This is a genomic window from Microbacterium sp. SL75 (assembly GCF_026625865.1).
In the GTDB taxonomy this organism is placed as follows: Bacteria; Actinomycetota; Actinomycetes; order Actinomycetales; family Microbacteriaceae; genus Microbacterium.
In genome coordinates this window covers 17,375-35,610 of the sequence record NZ_CP113067.1, presented here as the reverse complement: position 1 = coordinate 35,610, position 18,236 = coordinate 17,375, and the positions used below count along the sequence as shown (strand labels likewise).

Genomic DNA, 18,236 nt, shown 5'->3' with positions numbered 1-18,236 from the left:
CGAGAGCGATGAGACGGTCGGCGTCAGCGGAAGGCGCTCGTGTCGCCCGCGACGAGATGTCGACGAGGGATGCCGTCAGTGGATGGCGTACTCGAGCGCGATGATGAACACGCCGAGGCAGGCGGTCGCGAACGCTCCCAGCAAACGCACCGCGATCCGGGCCTTCCGCCTCGCGTACGCGCCGTATCCCAGCAGCGCGAGCACCGCGAAGGTCGCCCACATGCAGGCCTCGAACGCATCGTCCACCGAGACGCCGGTGAGGCCGGCCCACACCAGCACGAGGATCGAAGGAACCGAGGCGTACAGCATCCCGGCTCCGTGGCGCATCCCCTCACGCGTGGCCAGACGCAGGCCGTGGTCGGCGTGTTCGGTCAGGGTGTGGGCGAAGACGTGCGCGATGAAGAACACCACGAGCGACACCGACGCGCTCGCGAGGACCTCCCACACGTCCTCGGCGTGATCGTCGGCGATCGAGACGAAGGCCGCGAACACGATGAGGCCGTAGATGGCGGCGGGGGAGCGGAAACGAACGCCGAACCACCCCCTCACACGGGCCCAACGCGAGGGGGACCCGATCGGAGCGCTCACGCGTCGAACCCCAGGCTCAACTTGCGCAGGAGGGTCGCGAGGCGGTCGCGGTCGCCGCGGGAGAGGCTCTCGAGCAGCAGGGCCTCGGCATCGACGAGGCGGGTGATCGCGGCATCCACTCGTATTCGTCCGTCATCGGTCAGAGTCACCAGGATGCTCCGTCCGTCCCCGGGGTCGGCCTCCCGGCGCACGAAACGGCGAGCGACCAGCCGATCGATGCGGTTCGTCATCGTTCCGCTCGACACCAGCGTCTGCTGAAGAAGCTGCTTGGGGCTCAGCTGGTAGGGCTCGCCCGCGCGGCGCAGAGCCGAGAGCACGTCCCACTCCCACGACTCGATGTCGCTGCGGCGGAACGCCTCCTTGCGGGCGATGTCGAGGTGCCGTGAGAGGCGCGCGACACGCGAGAGCACCTCGAGCGGCGAGAAGTCGAGATCGGGGCGCTGCCGCATCCACGCATCGACGATGCGGTCGACTTCGTCGCTGTCCCGGCTCACGGTCTCATTATGTCGAGTGCGCGGTCCACCGTCGTCGCGCGCCGCAAGTCGGAACGCGCGGCGCTCGGGTCTGGCAGACTTGACCGGTGCCCGCGGGCACGGTCCGCCGTGGTGTAACGGCAGCACGACAGCCTTTGGAGCTGTTAGGTCTAGGTTCGAATCCTGGCGGCGGAGCATGACATCACCGACCGAGCTGGCTGTCGTCGTCCTCGCCGCGGGTCAGGGGACGCGCATGCGCTCCCGCACCCCCAAGGTGCTGCACCCCGTCGGCGGTCGCCCGCTGGTCGGTCACGTGCTCGACACCGCGGCCTCCCTCGACCCGGCGCGCATCGTCGTGGTCGTGCGTCACGAGCGAGAGCTCGTCGCCGAGACCGTGTCGGAGCTCGCGCCCGGCGTCGTGATCGTCGACCAGGACGAGGTGCCCGGTACCGGTCGTGCGGTGGAGGTCGCCCTCGACGCGCTCGACGGATTCGAGGGCGATGTCCTCGTGCTCAGCGCCGACGTGCCGCTGCTCGAGACCGGAACGCTGACCGAGCTGCTCGCGACGCACCGCACGGGCGGCGCCGCCGTCACCCTGCTCAGCGCTCGCGTCGACCAGCCGTTCGGCTACGGCCGGATCCTGCGCGACGAGGCCGACGGCGTGCGTCGGATCGTCGAGCAGAAAGACGCCTCGGCCGAGGAGGCCGCGGTCACCGAGATCAACGTCGGGGTGTACGTCTTCCAGGCGGCGCCGCTTCGCGCCCAGCTCGCGCAGGTGGGTACCGCCAACACGCAGGGCGAGAAGTACCTCACCGACGTGGTCGGCCTGCTGCGCGACGCGCAGCTGGGGGTCGCCGCTTCCGTCACCTCCGACGCCTCGGCCGCCCTCGGAGTCAACGATCGCGTGCAGCTGTCCGAGGCCGGGCGCACGCTCAACGCCCGCACGGTGCGTCGCTGGCAGCTCGAGGGCGTCACCGTCGTCGATCCCGCCACGACCTGGATCGACGTGACCGCCACCCTGGCTCCCGACGTCACGATCCTCCCCAACACTCATGTGCGCGGGGCGACCGTCATCGCCTCGGGCGCCATGATCGGCCCCGACACGAGCCTGGTCGACTGCGAGGTGGGAGAGGACGCCACGATCACCCGCACCGACGGCACCCTCGCCGTCGTCGAGGCCGGGGCGACCGTCGGACCGTTCGCCTACCTCCGTGCGAACGCCCGGGTGGGCGTGAACGGCAAGGTCGGCACCTTCGTCGAGGTGAAGAACTCCTCGATCGGCGAGGGCAGCAAGGTGCCGCACCTCTCCTACGTCGGCGACACGGAGATCGGCCGCGGCGTCAACCTCGGCGCCGGCGCCATCACCGCCAACTACGACGACGTCGCCAAGCACCGCACGGTGATCGGCGACGAGGTGCACAGCGGGTCGCACAACGTCTTCGTCGCGCCGGTTACGATTGGAGCGGGTGCCAAAACGGGCGCCGGAGCGGTGATCCGCAAGGATGTCCCGGCCGGTGCGTTGGCGCTCAGCGTGGCACCCCAGCGCAACGTCGAGGGGTGGGTCGAGAAGAACCGACCGGGCACCAGAGCGGCCGACGTGGCCGCGCGGGCTCGGGCTGAACAGGAAGCGGCCGATGGCTCGTAAGAAGAATCGTGTAGACCTCGACCGCGACAACGGCATCGCCCCCGGGCTCGTCGCCAAGACCAAGAAGCGGCTCGTCGTCGCCTCGGGTCGTTCGCACCCCGATCTCGCGGCACAGGTCACGCAGCACCTGGGTACCGAGCTCGCCCCCACCGAGCACCGCACCTTCGCGTCGGGCGAGATCTACACCCGGTTCGAGGTGTCGATCCGCGGCTGCGACGTCTTCGTCATCCAGTCCTTCGGCCCTCCGGTCAACGAGTGGCTGATGGAGCTGCTCATCATGCTCGACGCCCTCAAGCGCGCCTCGGCCAAGCGCGTCACGGTCGTCGCTCCGTACTTCCCCTACTCGCGTCAGGACAAGAAGGGCCGCGGCCGCGAGCCGATCAGCGCCCGCCTCGTCGCCGACCTGCTCAAGACCGCCGGCGCCGACCGCATCATGAGCGTCGACCTGCACGCGGCACAGATCCAGGGCTTCTTCGACGGCCCGGTCGATCATCTCTTCGCCAAGCCCGTGCTGCTCGAGCACTTCGAGCAGGGCCTGTCGGCCGAAGACCGAGAGACCCTCACGGTCGTCTCGCCCGACATGGGTCGCGTCCGCGTCGCCGACACCTGGTCCGACAGCCTGGGGGCCCCGCTCGCGATCATCCACAAGCGTCGTGATCCCAAGGTCGCCAACCAGGTCTCGGTGCACGAGATCGTCGGAGATGTGAACGGGCGCACCTGCCTGCTCGTCGACGACATGATCGACACCGGCGGCACGATCCAGAAGGCCGCGCAGGCTCTCAAGGCCGCGGGCGCCCGCAAGGTCATCGTCGCCGCGACGCACGCGATCTTCAGCGACCCGGCAATCGAGCGCTTGCAGGACGCGGCGATCGACCAGGTCGTGGTCACCGACACCATCCCGATCGAGGCCGAACGCCGGTTCGAGCGCCTCACCGTGCTGCCGATCGCGCCGTTGCTGGCTCGCGCGATCCACGAGGTCTTCGAGGACGGCTCGGTCACGAGCATGTTCGGCGGCGACGCGTAGGCGTTCGCTGCTTCGATACTCAGCCACCTCCCCTCGGGGAGGTGGCTGAGTCGTTCTCGTGCCGGGCCGTCCTGCGGAGTCGCGTGGCACACGCCGCTCCGGGATGCCGCGGCACGGCGTGTCGCCGAAGACCTCCGACGGAGGGTACGGGCGGCTGCCGGCCCGCTCGCGCGGCCGCGGCCGGGCCGTCGTGCGGAGTCGGGGTTCGACACGCCGGTTTCGGGTGTCGTGAGCACGGCGTGTCAACCGCGAACTCCGCTCGGCGGCCCGGGCGGCCCCCCATTGCCATCTCGCCCCAACCGCCCACCACACATAGCTTGCACAAAAGAATGAACCGGTGAGCGGGCAAGGTCGTGTCCCTACCGTGAGCACGTACGCGCCGCGAGGCACGACCGAAGGAGGACCCTCATGATCCGCACCACAGCCGTACCCCGTCCCGTCCGCATCGGCACCGCTCTGCTGGGTGTCGCCGGCATCGCCACCCTCGCCGGGTGCGCGGGCGGCACCACGACCGGCGACGCCGCCCCCGCCGAAACCGCGGCCCCCGCCGCGAGCTCGGCTCCCACCACCTCGGGTGCCGCAGCCGGATCCACCGGCTCTGGCTCCTACAAGGACGGCGAGTACGAGGCCACGGGCCAGTACGCCACCCCCGAAAGCGTCGAGACCATCGACGTCACGCTCACGATCGCCGGCGACACGGTCACCGCGGTCACGGTCACGGGCGATCCACAGGCCGCGGAGTCCAAGCGCTACCAGGGCGAGTTCATCGGCGGCATCCAGAGCGAGGTCGTGGGCAAGAAGCTCGACGAGATCTCGGTCAGCAAGGTCGCGGGCTCCTCGCTCACGAGCGGCGGTTTCAACAAGGCCGTCGACACGATCAAGTCCGAGGCCCAGGCCTGACAGCCATGAGCACTCCGATTGCGACGGGTTCGACCTGGACCTTCGACGCGATCGGCACGTCGTGGGCGATCGAGACGGCGGATCCGCTCTCCTCGATCGCCCGCGACGCGGTGTCGTCGGTCATCGAGCGCTTCGATCGGGAGTGGTCGCGATTTCGCGACGATTCGCTCGTATCCTCGCTCGCCGAGGGGCGCACGGCATCCGTTCCCGCCCCGGAGGACGCGGATGCCATGTTCTCGCTCTACCGAGAGCTCGACGCGGCGACCTCCGGCGCGGTGAACCCCCTCGTCGGCGAGGCGCTCGCGCGCCTGGGCTACGACGCACGGCTGACCCTGGCTGCGTGGGGAGACCCGCAACCGGCGCCGTCCTGGCGCGACGTCCTCACCTGGGACGCCGACCGCGTGAGCGTCGCGACTCCCGCGACCATCGACGTCGGGGCGCTCGGCAAAGGACGGCTGGTCGACCTCGCGCTCGACACGCTGAGCACGTTCGTCGAGGGCGACCTCGTCGTCGACGCCTCGGGAGATCTCGCCGTTCGCGGGACCCCGCTGCGCGTCGGGCTCGAGCACCCGTTCGACGCCACGCGCGCGATCGGCGTCGTCACCGTGACCGACGGGGCCCTCTGCGCCTCGGCGATCAACCGCCGCGCGTGGGGAGACGGGCTTCATCATGTGCTCGACGCCCGCACCGGCGCCCCCGTCCGCGCGTACGCCGCGACGTGGGCTCTGGCCGACACGGCCATGCGCGCCGACGCCCTGGCCACGGCGCTGTTCTTCGACGGCGGCCCGGAGCTTGCGGCATCCTGGAACGCGAACTGGGTGCGCATGCGCACCGACGGCCGTGTCGAATGGTCGCCCGGCTTCTCGGGCGAGATCTTCTCCTGACTCCCATCTTTCGAAGGGTTCCCTCTCATGAGCACCACGCTCGCCGCCGGTTCGACCCGGGTCCTCGGTCTCATCGGACGCGTCTCGATGTACCGGCTCGTCATGGCGTCGCTCGGCCTTCTCGCCGTGATCGCGCTCGTCCTGTCGTTCGCCGGCCTGGTCGTGCCGCAGCCGCTGGCGATCGTCGCGAGCGCCGTGGTACTCGCCGCCGCGTGTGCCCTCACCGATGTCGTGGCGCAGAGTGCGCTCCGGATGCCACATCGTGTGGAATCCTCGCTGATCACGGCCGCAATCCTGCTGTTCGTCCTGCGCCCCTCGATCGAGCCGTTGGGTCTGGCCGGTCTCGCTCTCGCCGGGGTGGTGGCATCCGCGTCGAAGTACCTGCTCGCGTGGCGGGGCCGGCACATCTTCAACCCCGCGGCCACGGGGGCGGCGGTGTTGACGATCGTGAGCATCTGGGCGCCCGATCTCGGTTCCTCGGCCTGGTGGGTCGGCTCGCCGTGGCTCGCGGGTCCGGTGCTGGTGCTGGGCGTTCTGCTGCTGTTGCGCACCGACAAGCTGCCGATCGTCGTGGTCTTCTGGGTGGTCGCCGTGGCCGTCGCCTTCTTCCGCACGAGCGTGCAGTTCCAAGCCGCGGGCTTCCCGGTCGACGTGCCGAGCGTGCTGCTGCAGGTGGCGTTCTCGTCGCCCTTCCTCTTCCTCGGGGCGTTCATGCTGTCCGAGCCGCTGACCCTTCCTCCGCGTCGCGTCCAGCAGTACCTGGTCGCGATCCTCGTCGGCGTCCTCGCGGGTTGGCCGCTGCCGCTGGGCGAGATCACGCTCGGCCAGGAGCGCGCCCTGCTCATCGGCAACCTGCTCGCGTTCCTGTTCTGCCTGCGCGCGGCCGTCCGTCTGCGGGTCGAGCGCCGCCGCGATGTGACGCCCACGGTGCGCGAGCTGTCGTTCCATGCCGCCCGCCCCTTCTCGTTCCACCCCGGGCAGTACCTCGAGCTCGACGTGCCGCACCGCCGCCCCGATGCCCGCGGCACGCGGCGGGAGTTCTCGATCGTCTCGGCGCCGGAGGACCTGCCCGAGGTGCGCATCGCGTTCAAGGACGGCTCGCAGTCGTCGTACAAGCGAGCGCTGGCGGCGGTCGAGCCGGGCTCGACCCTCGCCGTCACCGGCGTCTGGGGCGACTTCGTGCTGCCCTCGCGCCCGACCTCCCCGGTGCTCCTGGTCGCCGCCGGCATCGGTGTGACCCCGTTCGTCTCGCAGCTGCGTCACCTCGTGGCGACGAATCAGGACCGCGACGTCGTTCTCGTCTACGTGGTGTCGGAGGCATCCGAACTCGCCTTCCGCGACGAGATCTCCGCCAGCGGCATCCCGGTGGTGGTGTTCTCGCGCGACGAGCCGCTCGACCTCCCCGCGGGCTGGGTGTGGGCGGGACCCGATCGCGTGGATGCCGAGGCGCTGCTGCGCTCCGTTCCCGATATCGCGCAGCGAGCGGCGTACGTCTCGGGCCCGCCGCGGCTCATCTCGGCCCTCGCCCCCGCGCTCGCGAAGGCGAAGTCGCTGACCACGGACGCGTTCGCCGGGTACTGAATCGAGGGTGGCGGAGGAGGGCCCGAGCGGGAAGGGTGGGGGGATGACCCCCGGTTTTGTTCCCGCCGACCCTCGGAGGCCGGTCGGCCACTCTCGCGGACGAGGTGCGAACGCGGTGGGGCGGAAGTGTTCTCAGGCTTTCCTCGCCCTCCTCGCCGTGACTCTCGTGCTCAGCGGCTGCTCGGCCGACAGCGGGGGAGACGAGGTCGCAGGCTACGTCGAGGCAGCGATCGCCGAGATGCGCGACGGCATCCACGCCGACACGGACGAGTTCCGGGATGCCGTGTCTCGAGTCGAACCCGAGCTGAAGGCGAAGACGACGATAGCCGAGACCCACCGGGGGCTGGGCGAGTTGGTGGTGGTGGCGGGCGGGGTGCACTCGTGGCTGCAGACGCCCGCGGATGTCGCCTCCATTTCGGCGCAGAACGCGCCGGCGGCGTCCTTTCCCGTGCCGACGGTCTCGACGCGGGACGGCATCAGCATCCTGTCGCTGCCCGGGTTCCAGGGGGAGGAGCCCGAAGCGATCGAACGGTACGAGGCAGCGGGACTGCAGGCGATGCGGGCCGCCGCCGCGGCGACGACCTGCGGCTGGATCGTCGACCTGCGCACGAACGGTGGGGGCAATGCGTGGCCCATGCTCGCTGTTGTCGCGCCGCTGCTCGACGACGGAGACGTCGTCGGACTCGAGCGAGACGGGCAGGTGCAGTGGGCACGTGTGGCCGACGGCGGTGTCGTCTCGACGCCCGGGGGAGACGACACCTCGTCTCCCGGGGGATTCACCGTCGACGCCCCAGTGGCGCTGCTTACGTCGGGGATGACGAACAGCGCCGCCGAGATCGTGGCCATCGCCTTCGCCGGTCAGGCCGATGCCCTACGGGTCGGCAAACCGACGGCGGGAATGACGACCGGTAACCAGGTCCGAGAACTCAGCGACGGCGCCCGCCTCATCCTCACCACCAGCTACGACGTCGATCGCACCGGTCGGGTCTACGACGGTCCCCTCGCCCCCGACATCGAGGCGGCTCCCGGCCCCGACCTCGAGGCCGCGCGGACGGCGGTCAGGTCCCGCTGCGCCTGACCGCCGGCATCCGGAATCTCAGACCGGATCCGCGGGCTTCGCGGGGAGGCGCACCTCGAACGTCGTGTCACCGGGGCTGCTCTTCACGTTGATGGTGCCGCGGTGGGCGTCGACGATCGCGCGGGCGATTGAGAGGCCGAGGCCCGTGCCGCCGGTCTTGCGGTCGCGGGAACGGTCGGCGCGAGCGAATCGCTCGAACAACTGGGAGGCGACCGACGGGTCGATGCCGGGTCCGTTGTCGTGCACGCGCAACACGGCCTCGGCTCCCTCGTGGGCGACGGAGACGTTCACGACGCTTCCGGCCGGCGTGTGCGTGCGCGCGTTGGCGAGCAGATTCGCCACCACCTGGTGCAGGCGCGCGGCGTCTCCGGCGAGTTCGACGGGGGTGTCGGGCACGTCGATCGTCCACGAATGGTCGGGGCCGGCGGGGCGCGCATCGCCGACGGCCTCGACGGCCAGGCGCGTGAGATCGACCGAGCCGTAGACGAGCTCTTGGCCCTCGTCGAGGCGCGCGAGAAGAAGCAGGTCCTCGACGAGCGTGGTCATGCGCAGCGACTGCGCCTGAATGCGCTCGAGCGACTGCTCGGTGGTCTCGACGGCCAGGGCGATGCGTTGGCGACTCTCGTCGTCCTGCGCCTGACGCATGGCGCGCAGCGACAGCTCAGAGAAACCGCGAATGGATGCCAGGGGCGTCCGCAGTTCGTGGCTGGCGTCGGCCACGAACCGGCGCATGAGTTCCTCGTTGCGCTGGCGCGCGCTGAGCGAGGCGTCGACGCGGTCGAGCAGGGTGTTGAGGGCGGTTCCCACTTGCCCGATCTCGGTGTGCTCGTCGACCTGGTCCGCCGGGACGCGCTCGGTGATCGACACGTCTCCCTGATCCATGCGGATCGACGCGACGCGCGTGGCGGTCTCGGCGACCGCGCGCAGGGGGCGCAGCCCCAGACGGATGACGATCGCGATGATCACGGCGAGCAGCAGCAGGCCTCCGGTGGTGACGAGCGCGACGGTGGTGAGGATGGCACCGATCGTGCTGGTCACGCTCGACAGGGGGAGACCCACGAGGAAGACGCTGTCGCTTCCGGGTGTCGGGAACGCTCGGACGAGGTACTCGCCGAGATTCGGCAGATCGACCGTCTGAGCGGTGGGGTCGGATGCGGCAGCCTGGAGGCTGTCGGCGATGCGACCGAGGTCGTCGGTCGTGAGCGCGCGCACGCCGTTGTCGCCGACGACAGCTCCGGTGATCCCGGCACCGCGCGAGTTCATCACGAGCAGCGTGCCGGAGTCGAAGAACCCCGACTCCAGGACCTGCTCCGCCGAGCTCTGGAACGCCGCCCGCGGCTGTATGGAGGCAGCCGCTTCGTCCACCTGGGCGCCGAGGTTCACGTAGAGAACCTGGCTGAGGATCGCACTGGTCGAGATGCCGATCATCACGAGGATGAACGCGACCATGCCGATGACGGCCGTCATCAGACGCGCCTGCAGCGTCCACGGGCGGCGGAGCCGCGTCGACAGGGGCTCCCGCTTCGGCCTCGGCTCCGGTGTGCCGGTGTCGGCGACTGCGGGGTGGTCGGTCTCCCAGACCTCGGACGGGGGAGCGGGGGGCGCTGGTCTCGGCGGAATACTCACTGAGGCGCTTTGATCATGTACCCGACACCGCGCACGGTGTGGATGAGCGGGTCGTTTCCGGCGTCGATCTTCTTGCGCAGGTACGAGATGTAGAGCTCGACGACGCTGGAGCGACCGCCGAAGTCGTAGTTCCAGACGCGGTCGAGGATCTGCGCCTTCGACACCACGCGACGCTGGTTGCGCATGAGGAAGCGCAGGAGCTCGAACTCGGTCGCGGTCAGCTCGATCTCCTTGCCGCCGCGGATGACCTCGTGGCTGTCCTCGTTCAGCGAGAGGTCGCCGACGCGCAGGATCGGCTCGGAGTCGCGCGTGAGGGCGGTGCCGGCGCGACGCATGAGGCCTCGCAGGCGCGCCACGACCTCTTCGAGGCTGAAGGGCTTGGTGACGTAGTCGTCGCCACCGGCCGTGAGACCCGCGACGCGGTCGGCCACGGCGTCCTTCGCCGTCAGGAACAGCACGGGCACGTCGTTGCCCGAGTGACGCAGGCGCTGCAGCACCGCCATGCCGTCGAGGTCGGGCATCATGATGTCGAGCACCATGGCATCCGGCTCGAAGTCGCGCGCGGACTGCAGGGCGTCGAAGCCCGATCCGGCGGTCTTCACGTCCCAGCCCTCCATGCGCAGGGCCATCGACAGCAGGTCGGTGAGCATCTGCTCGTCGTCGACGACGAGGACGCGCAGGGCGCTCCCGTCGGGGCGGGTGAAGGTGGGGGCGGCGGCGGTCGCGGTCATAGAACTCATTGTGCTCTCGTATCTATGAGCTTTCTATGGCGAGCCTTATGGGAATCCTGGGAACGGGAGATCCGACGGCTGAGAACGAGCCCGTGCCGACCCCGACCGCGGCACCCGGGGTTGTTCGCGACGACGTCGCGGACGTCCGCGACGCGCCTGGGCGGCCATAGACGCACGAGGCGGCGACGAGCCATGCTCGCCGCCGCCTCGTCAAGACAGCTCTCAGTGGGTGTCTTCGGCTTCGATCTCGGTGCGGTCGCCCGACCACAGGGTGTGGAAGGTGCCCTCCTTGTCGATGCGACGGTAGGTGTGCGCACCGAAGAAGTCGCGCTGGCCCTGGATCAGGGCGGCGGGCAGGCGCTCCGCGCGCAGGCCGTCGTAGTACGCGAGCGACGAGCTGAACGCGGGGGCGGGGATGCCGCTCGCCGCCGACAACGACACGATGTGGCGCCATGCGTCCTGCGCCCGGCCGAGGGCCTCGACGAAGTACGGGGCGGTCAGCAGCACGGGGAGGGCGGCTTCGGCGTCGTAGGCCTCGGCGATGCGGTTGAGGAACTGCGCACGAATGATGCACCCGCCGCGCCAGATCTTCGACACCGCGCCCAGGTCGATGCTCCAGTCGTACTGGGCGGCACCGGCGCGGATCTCGTCGAAGCCCTGCGAGTAGGCCACGATCTTCGAGGCGTAGAGCGCGAGTCGCACCTGCTCGATGAAGGCGTCGGCATCTTCGCCCGAGAGCACGTCGGTGCCCGAGGGGCCGGGGAGCTCGCGCGAGACCTCGCGCTGCTCGGGGTGGCTCGACAGCGACCGGGCGAACGTGGCCTCGGCGATGCCCGAAACGGGGACGCCCAGGTCGAGGGCCGTCTGCACGGTCCACGCGCCGGTGCCCTTGGCGCCGGCCTGGTCGAGGATGACGTCGACGAGGGGCTTGCCCGTGTCGGCGTCGGTCTGGCGCAGCACCTCGGCGGTGATCTCGATGAGGTACGACTCCAGTTCGCCCCGGTTCCACTCGGCGAACACGTCCGCGATCTCGGCCGGGCTCTTGCCCGTGGCGCGGCGGATGAGGTCGTAGGCCTCGGCGATCAGCTGCATGTCGGCGTACTCGATGCCGTTGTGCACCATCTTCACGAAGTGACCGGCGCCATCGTGGCCGACGTGCGTCACGCAGGGCTCGCCCTCGGCGACCGCGGCGATCGACTTTAGGATCGGGCCCAGCGTGGCCCAGGCCTCGTCGGAACCGCCGGGCATGATCGAGGGGCCGCGCAGGGCACCCTCTTCGCCGCCCGAGACGCCCATGCCGACGAAGTTGATTCCGGTGTCGCGCACGGCCTTCTCACGGCGGATGGTGTCGGTGAACAGCGCGTTGCCGCCGTCGACGATGATGTCGCCCGGTTCGAAGACCTTCACCAGCTCGTCGATGACGAAGTCGGTGGGACGGCCGGCCTTGACCATGATGATCGCGGTACGCGGCTTCGCCAGCGACGCGGCGAAGTCCTCGTACGAGAACGAGGCGACGAAGTTGGCCTCGGGGTGCTGCTCGAGAACGTGCTCGGTCTTGTCCTTGCTGCGGTTGAAGATGGCGACCGTGTTGCCCTCGCGGCTGGCGAGGTTGCGGGCGAGGTTCGAGCCCATCACGGCCAAGCCGACGACGCCGATGTTGGCGCGGCCGTCGCCCTCGCCCTGGGGGCGTGAGTCGGCGTCGGCGGTGGGACGGTCCACCTCTTCGATGCCGGGCGCACCCTCGTGCACCTGTGCGGCCTGATGCGGGGACTGGTCCTGGTCGGTCGAGGGGCCGGTCGGGGAGGCGTGGGACGTCATGGGTGCTCCGTCTTCAGGTGCGAGGGGTGTGGGCAGGCTCACGTGGGCCGCCTCCGCCACTTTATCGGCTCGGCCCGCGCGTGTTTCAGGACGGGGTGTGAGTGAGCTGGAGACGCTCGACGACCTCTCGCACCTGCTCCTGGGGAGTGAGGTCGAGGTCGGTGCGGATCGCGCGCTCATCGGCATCCGGGATCTCCAGGGTCTCGAACTGCGAGGTCAGCAGCGACGGCGGCATGTAGTGGCCCTGTCGACGCAGCAGGCGTTCGAGCACGAGCTTCGGGTCGCCCATCAGCAGGACGAAGGTCACATCGTCGCGGCGCAGTACGTCGCGGTAGCTGCGCTTGAGGGCCGAGCACGTGATGACGCCGGGGCGTCCGGCGGCGATCTGGCCGTCGATCCAGCCGGCGACGCGATCGAGCCACGGCCATCGGTCATCGTCGTCGAGGGCGTGACCGGATGCCATCTTGGCGACGTTCTCCGCGGGGTGCAGGTCGTCGCCCTCCTGGAAGTCCCAGCCGAGGCGACCGGCGAGCATGCCGGCGACGGTGGACTTGCCGGTGCCGGCGGGGCCCATGAAGACGAGGACGGGGTGGGACGTCATGATTCTCTCTTCCTCTCCCATCAGACGAACACGCTGATCGCGAGAACGCCGGCCAGGCCCATGACCGAGATCACGCACTCCAGCACGCTCCATGTTTTCAGTGTCTGCGGGATGTTCAAGCCGAAGTACTCCTTGATGAGCCAGAAGCCGGCATCGTTCACGTGGCTCAGGAACACCGAGCCCGCGCCGATCGCGAGCACCAGCAACGCCGTCATGGGGGCGTCGAGGGTCTCGGTGAGCGGCTGCAGGATGCCGGCGGCGGTGATCGTGGCGACGGTGGCCGATCCGGTCGCGACGCGGATGACCACGGCGACCAGCCAGGCCAGCAGCAGCACGGAGACACTGGAGCCCGCGACGAGATCGGCGATCACTTTGCCGATGCCGGTGTCGACGAGCACCTGCTTGAACCCGCCGCCCGCGCCGACGATGAGGAGGATGCCGGCGATGGGCCCGAGCGAGGAGCCGACGACGCTCGTCAGCTTGGCGCGGTCGAAGCCGGCGCCCCGGCCGAGCACGACGAAGCCGACGAGCACGGCCAGCAGCAGCGCGATGATCGGCAGGCCGAGGAAGTCGATGACCACCTTCCATACGGCGGTCGAGCCGGGCGCGACGATGTCGGCGACGGCCTTCAGCAGCATGAGGAACACGGGCAGGAGGATGCTCGCCAGCGTCGCCGCGAACGACGGGCGGCGAGCGGGCTCTTCGCCCTTCTCCTCGGCCGAGACGAACAGCTCGGGCACGGGAACGGGGGCCCAGCGGGCGGCAATCGGGGCGAACAACGGGCCGGCGACGATGACCGCGGGGATCGCGACGATCACGCCGAACGCGAGGGTCAGGCCGAGGTTGGCGTCCAGTGCGTCGATGGCGGCGAGCGGCCCCGGGTGCGGGGGCACGAGGCCGTGCATCGCGGAGAGGCCAGCGAGGGTCGGGATGGCGATCTTCATCAGCGAGACGCCCGAGCGGCGGGCCACGAGGATTATGACGGGGACCAGCAGTACGAGACCGACCTCGAAGAACATCGGCAGGCCGATGATCGCTCCGATCAACCCCATGACCCAGGGGAGTGAGCGCGGGGTCGCGCGGGCGACGAGGGTGTCGACGATGCGGTCGGCGCCGCCCGAGTCGGCGAGCAGCTTGCCGAAGATCGCACCGAGGGCGATGAGGATGCCGACGCCGCCCATGGTCGAGCCGAAGCCGCCGGTGAAGCTCGTCACCGAGGTGGCGATGGGCATGCCGGCGACGACGCCCGTCGTGAACCCGCCGATGGTCAGGGCGAGGAAGGGGTGCAGCTTGCCCCACGTGATGAGCACCACGATGAGGGCGATGCCGATGAGGGCGGCGGTGATCAACTGCCCGGCGGGGGCGGTGGTCGCGGACTCCGCGGCGGCGAGCACCAGCGTGGAGGGGTGGGGGGAGAGGGCCATGAGCGTCCTTGATCCGGCGAGCGGCAGCGATGCCGTGGGTGATGGTGCAGTGGGTATTTGTCGTACATAAAACCACAAGATGCAGGGATGTGCACGACGAATGCGTCCGTCGGAGCGCATCACGTCTGTCATCATCGAGAAATGACGTTGGACCGTCCCGCCGTGTCGACGCTGCACGACGCCCTCGTCGACCGCCTGGGCTCGGCGATCGTCGACGGGGAGCTGGGCGCCGGCTCGCGCCTCATCACAGCCGAGCTCTCGCCCGGATCGTCGCGCGGAGCGGGCCGTGAGGCCGTGCGCGTGCTGCAGTCGCTCGGGCTCGTGCGGGTGCGTCGAAAGACGGGTGTCGAGGTGCTTCCGTCGACGCAGTGGAACGTCTACGCGCCCGAGATCATCGCCTGGCGCCTCGCCGGTCCCGGCCGGCACGCGCAGCTACGCGAGCTCAGCGAGCTCCGCGGTGCGATCGAACCGCTCGCTGCGCGTGCCGCGGCGACCCACGCCACCGACGCGCAGCGCCAGGTGCTGGTGGCCGCGGTGATGGAGATGGCGCGCACCGAGCACGACGCGGACGGCGCCGAGTACCTCGCGGCCGACATCCGCTTCCACCGCACGGTGCTCGCGGCATCCGGCAACACGATGTTCGCCGCCCTCGGCGCGGTCGTCGAATCGGTGCTGGTGGGGCGGACGCGACACGAGCTCATGCCGCACGACGCCAACCCGCATGCCGTGCGGTGGCACCAAGACGTGGCCTTCGCCGTCGCGGCCGGTCGCGCCGACGACGCCGTGCAGGCGATGCACCTCATCGTGCGCGAGGCGGGGGATGCGATGGCCTCCGCGGTGAGCTCGGAGTAAGGCCTCGGCGGATCCGTTGCGCGCAGGGACGAGTCGGTCGTGGTGGGCTCGTCGCTCGCGGTCGCTCCGGCGCTCGCCGATGTCAGTCCGTGTGGGTGGGGGCCGAGCTGCGCTCCGCCGTGAAGCGGCGGGTGACGGCGATGTCGCGGCCGCCCAGGCCCCGCTCGACGATCTCGTCGAAGGCGGCTCGCAGGGCCGGCAGCAGCGCGGGCCGCGTGTCGGTGGATGCGGCGATGTCGGCCGCGAAGCGCAGGTCTTTCACCATGTACTCCGCGATGCCACTGGGGGAGTCGTCGCCCGTGACGAGGCGCTCGCGACGGCTCTCGAGCAGGCGTGATCCGGCGTACCCGCCGCCCAGAAGCTCCCACAAGGTGGCGGGGTCGACGCCGGAACGCGCGGCGAGCTCGGTCGCCTCCCCGAGCGCGAGGATCGTCGAGGCGACGACGAGTTGGTTGCAGGCTTTCGCCACCTGCCCGGCGCCGAGGGGGCCGAGACGCACGGGCGTTCCGCACGGAGCCAGAAGTGCGGCAGCCCGGTCGGTGTCGGCGGGGGAGCCGCCGAGCATGATGGACAGTCGTCCGGCTTTCGCGCCGTCCTCGCCGCCCGAGACGGGGCAGTCGACCACCCGGATGCCGTCGGGGAGGCGGTCCGACAGCTCCCGCACGCCCACGGGTGACGAGGTCGAGCCGATCATGACGAGAAAAGCGCGGTCGCCGATGCCTGCCAGCAGCCCGTCGGGCCCGTCGAGGTGCTCCTCGAGCTGCGGAAGGTCGGGCAGCATCACGAGCACGGCGTCGGTGTGGACGGCGAGGTCACGGACCGTCTCGGCCCACTGCGCGCCGGCCTCGATGAGCGCCGGGCGTCGCCGGCGCGCGTGGACGGTCAGGGAGCCGCGGGCGGCGAGCAGGTGGTGCGCCATCGGTGCCCCCATCGCCCCGAGGCCCCATACCCCGAGTCGGACGGTGGCGGGGGTGGTCTCGTCGTCGAGAGGTGTCATGCACGGCATCCTATCGACTGGACAACAGGTTGAACAGGGTTCACTATGGTGAACGTATACCGAGGGGTCGAGCGGCTCGCGGTGCCCGCGATCGCGGCGAAGGGATGGACGAAGATGTCGACGCACAAGAGCCTACGCGCGGTGGTAGCCGTTCCTCTGGCGGAGGAGCACTGCCGGCTCATCGAGCGGCTGGAGCCGCGGCTCGAGCTGGTGCGCGATGCCGCTCTCACGCGCCCCATGCGCGGCCCCGCCGACTGGTCGGGTGACCCGGCCCACGTGCGCACCGACGCCGAGCAGCGCGCCTTCGAGGCGATGATCGACTCGGCCGAGGCGCTCTTCGGCATTCCCGACGTCGAACCGGCCGCGCTCTCGCGCACGGTCGCGGCCAACCCGGGCCTGCGGTGGGTCATGACGACGGCCGCCGGTGGCGGCGGGCAGGTGAAGGCGGCAGCCCTCGACGACACGGCTCTCGAGCGCGTCGTGTTCACCACGAGTGCGGGTGTGCACGGCGGACCGCTCGCGGAGTTCGCGGTGTTCGGAGTGCTCGCGGGGGCCAAGGGACTGCCGCGCCTGCGGGCAGACCAGGATGCGCGCGTCTGGTCCGATCGGTGGGAGATGCGCCAGATCGACGAGATGACCGTGCTCGTCGTGGGACTCGGCGGCATCGGTGCCGAATGCGCTCGCCGCTTCCACGCTCTGGGCGCCGAGGTGTGGGGCACGACCCGCTCGGGCGCGCCGGTCGAGGGAGTCGACCGCCTCGTACCGCTCGACGATCTCGCCGAGGCCGTCGGGCAGGTGGATGCCATCGTCGTGACGCTCCCCGGGACCGATCAGACGCACCACCTCATCGGCGCGGACATGTTCGCCGCCGTCCGCCCGGGGGTCGTCCTCGCCAGCGTCGGGCGCGGCAGCGTCATCGACGAGAGCGCCCTACTCGCGGCCCTCGACGATGGCCGGGTCGGTTTCGCGGCGCTCGACGTGTTCGAGGTCGAGCCGCTGCCCGTCGACTCGCCGCTGTGGGGGCACCCGCGCGTTCTCGTGAGCCCGCACACGGCCGCGCTGAGCAGCAGGGAAGAGGAGAGGATCGCCCGTCGCTTCGCCGAGAACGCCACGCGCCTGATCGATGGACAGCCGCTGCGCGCGGTTGTCGATACGGTCGAGTTCTACTGATCGAGACCATCGAGGGGAGCCGGCATGACCGACGACGACGGCCGGCTCGCACGGGATCCCGCCCCGGCGGTGGGACGCAGTATTCGCCTGCTCGGGCTTCTGGCCGAGGCCGAGCGTGCGCTCACCCTGACCGAGCTGGCATCGGGGCTGGGGCTGGCGAAGTCGTCGACCGCCAACCTGTGCCTCTCGCTCGAGGCGGAGCGCATGATCGAACGCGTCCCGCTCGGCTATCGCCTCGGCATCCGCACCGCCGAGCTCGGCGGAGCTTTCGCGGCGCAGTTCAACCAGGTGCGCGAGTTCTACGCCGTCTGCGAGTCGTCGCCCGTGCTGGTGCGTGAGCTCGTGCAGGTGGCGGTGCTCGATGACGCCGACTCGCTCTACCTCGCCCGGTACGAGGGCTCGCGCTCGGTGCGTCTGGGCACGCCGCTGGGCTCCCGACTTCCCGCCGCCCTGTCGGCGACGGGGCGCGCGCTGCTCATGACGCGCGACGACGCTACCGTGCGGGATCTGCTCGCGCGTCGAGGCCCGCTGCCCGCGCTGACGGCGCACAGCACGGTCGATGTCGAGGGCATCCTCGTGAAGCTGGCGGTCGCTCGCGAGCGCGGATGGGCCATCGACGAGGAGGAGTCGTTCCGGGGGATCGTCGGGGTGGCCGTGCCCCTCGAGGGGTGGGCGCCGGGCGATCCGCAGTTGGCCCTGGGTGTCGGCATCCCCGTTCTGGATGCCACGCCCGAGCGCATCACGCGCGTCGGAGAGGCGTTGCGCGGGGCCGCGTCGGCGCTGACGAATCCGTTCAGCGCGGCACCGCGCCCCTGAGTGCGCTCGTCTCGCCCCTCCGTGGAGG

17 protein-coding genes and 1 tRNA gene are annotated in these 18,236 nt (G+C 70.4%); 10 read left to right on the top strand and 8 right to left on the bottom strand.

The window, feature by feature from the left end:
* Positions 1-75: 75 nt before the first annotated feature.
* Together OVA17_RS00155 and OVA17_RS00150 are read right to left on the bottom strand one after the other, a co-directional pair.
* Positions 76-588, bottom strand: coding sequence for a hypothetical protein (locus OVA17_RS00155; RefSeq protein WP_267787501.1), 513 nt, complete (start codon positions 586-588; stop codon positions 76-78).
* A complete protein-coding gene (locus OVA17_RS00150; RefSeq protein WP_267789327.1) occupies positions 585-1,037 on the bottom strand; it encodes a MarR family winged helix-turn-helix transcriptional regulator in 453 nt (150 codons plus the stop codon). The genes OVA17_RS00155 and OVA17_RS00150 overlap by 4 nt, the downstream gene beginning before the upstream one ends.
* Before the next feature lie 147 nt (positions 1,038-1,184).
* On the opposite strand from OVA17_RS00150, the gene OVA17_RS00145 reads away from it, so the two are divergent.
* The 7 genes from OVA17_RS00145 (at position 1,185) to OVA17_RS00115 (ending at position 8,173) form a co-directional block, all read left to right on the top strand.
* Positions 1,185-1,256, top strand: a tRNA-Gln gene (locus OVA17_RS00145).
* Between the two features lies 1 nt (position 1,257).
* A complete protein-coding gene (gene glmU, locus OVA17_RS00140; RefSeq protein ID WP_267787500.1) occupies positions 1,258-2,706 on the top strand; it encodes a bifunctional UDP-N-acetylglucosamine diphosphorylase/glucosamine-1-phosphate N-acetyltransferase GlmU in 1,449 nt (482 codons plus the stop codon).
* Positions 2,696-3,730: a ribose-phosphate diphosphokinase gene (locus tag OVA17_RS00135; protein ID WP_210074077.1), complete on the top strand. Its 1,035-nt coding sequence runs from the start codon at positions 2,696-2,698 to the stop codon at positions 3,728-3,730. The genes glmU and OVA17_RS00135 overlap by 11 nt, the downstream gene beginning before the upstream one ends.
* Before the next feature lie 408 nt (positions 3,731-4,138).
* Positions 4,139-4,630: a hypothetical protein gene (locus tag OVA17_RS00130; RefSeq protein ID WP_210074079.1), complete on the top strand. Its 492-nt coding sequence runs from the start codon at positions 4,139-4,141 to the stop codon at positions 4,628-4,630.
* Between the two features lie 5 nt (positions 4,631-4,635).
* Positions 4,636-5,514 (top strand): FAD:protein FMN transferase, encoded by an 879-nt coding sequence (locus tag OVA17_RS00125; RefSeq protein WP_267787499.1) that lies wholly within the window; start codon positions 4,636-4,638, stop codon positions 5,512-5,514.
* Between the two features lie 27 nt (positions 5,515-5,541).
* Positions 5,542-7,095 (top strand): FAD-dependent oxidoreductase, encoded by a 1,554-nt coding sequence (locus OVA17_RS00120; protein WP_267787498.1) that lies wholly within the window; start codon positions 5,542-5,544, stop codon positions 7,093-7,095.
* 115 nt (positions 7,096-7,210) lie between these two features.
* Complete coding sequence (locus tag OVA17_RS00115) at positions 7,211-8,173, top strand: S41 family peptidase (protein ID WP_267787497.1); 963 nt, start codon at positions 7,211-7,213, stop codon at positions 8,171-8,173.
* A gap of 18 nt (positions 8,174-8,191) precedes the next feature.
* Here OVA17_RS00115 and OVA17_RS00110 read toward each other — a convergent pair whose 3' ends face one another.
* The 5 genes from OVA17_RS00110 to OVA17_RS00090 all read right to left on the bottom strand — a co-directional run bounded on the left by OVA17_RS00110 (position 8,192) and on the right by OVA17_RS00090 (position 14,373).
* The gene (locus OVA17_RS00110; RefSeq protein ID WP_267787496.1) at positions 8,192-9,640 is read right to left on the bottom strand and encodes a sensor histidine kinase; all 1,449 of its coding nucleotides are present in this window, start codon (positions 9,638-9,640) and stop codon (positions 8,192-8,194) included.
* A 155-nt stretch (positions 9,641-9,795) separates the two neighbouring features.
* A complete protein-coding gene (locus tag OVA17_RS00105) occupies positions 9,796-10,530 on the bottom strand; it encodes a response regulator transcription factor (protein ID WP_056228637.1) in 735 nt (244 codons plus the stop codon).
* Positions 10,531-10,752: 222 nt separating this feature from the next.
* A complete protein-coding gene (gene gndA / locus OVA17_RS00100; protein WP_267787495.1) occupies positions 10,753-12,348 on the bottom strand; it encodes an NADP-dependent phosphogluconate dehydrogenase in 1,596 nt (531 codons plus the stop codon).
* 85 nt (positions 12,349-12,433) lie between these two features.
* Positions 12,434-12,949, bottom strand: a complete 516-nt coding sequence (locus OVA17_RS00095) for a gluconokinase (protein WP_267787494.1) — start codon at positions 12,947-12,949, stop codon at positions 12,434-12,436.
* A 20-nt stretch (positions 12,950-12,969) separates the two neighbouring features.
* On the bottom strand, positions 12,970-14,373 hold the full coding sequence (locus tag OVA17_RS00090; protein WP_267787493.1) for a GntP family permease: 1,404 nt from the start codon (positions 14,371-14,373) through the stop codon (positions 12,970-12,972).
* Between the two features lie 141 nt (positions 14,374-14,514).
* Between OVA17_RS00090 and OVA17_RS00085 the strand changes: the two genes are divergently transcribed.
* Positions 14,515-15,225: a FadR/GntR family transcriptional regulator gene (locus tag OVA17_RS00085; RefSeq protein ID WP_267787492.1), complete on the top strand. Its 711-nt coding sequence runs from the start codon at positions 14,515-14,517 to the stop codon at positions 15,223-15,225.
* An 82-nt stretch (positions 15,226-15,307) separates the two neighbouring features.
* Here the strand turns inward: OVA17_RS00085 and OVA17_RS00080 are convergent, their stop codons facing one another.
* Entirely contained in the window at positions 15,308-16,222 is a 915-nt protein-coding gene (locus tag OVA17_RS00080) for an NAD(P)-dependent oxidoreductase (RefSeq protein ID WP_267787491.1), read from the bottom strand.
* Between the two features lie 114 nt (positions 16,223-16,336).
* Between OVA17_RS00080 and OVA17_RS00075 the strand changes: the two genes are divergently transcribed.
* Both OVA17_RS00075 and OVA17_RS00070 read left to right on the top strand, forming a co-directional pair.
* On the top strand, positions 16,337-17,392 hold the full coding sequence (locus OVA17_RS00075) for a D-2-hydroxyacid dehydrogenase (RefSeq protein WP_267789326.1): 1,056 nt from the start codon (positions 16,337-16,339) through the stop codon (positions 17,390-17,392).
* Between the two features lie 24 nt (positions 17,393-17,416).
* Positions 17,417-18,208: an IclR family transcriptional regulator gene (locus OVA17_RS00070; RefSeq protein WP_267787490.1), complete on the top strand. Its 792-nt coding sequence runs from the start codon at positions 17,417-17,419 to the stop codon at positions 18,206-18,208.
* Positions 18,209-18,236 lie beyond the last annotated feature (28 nt).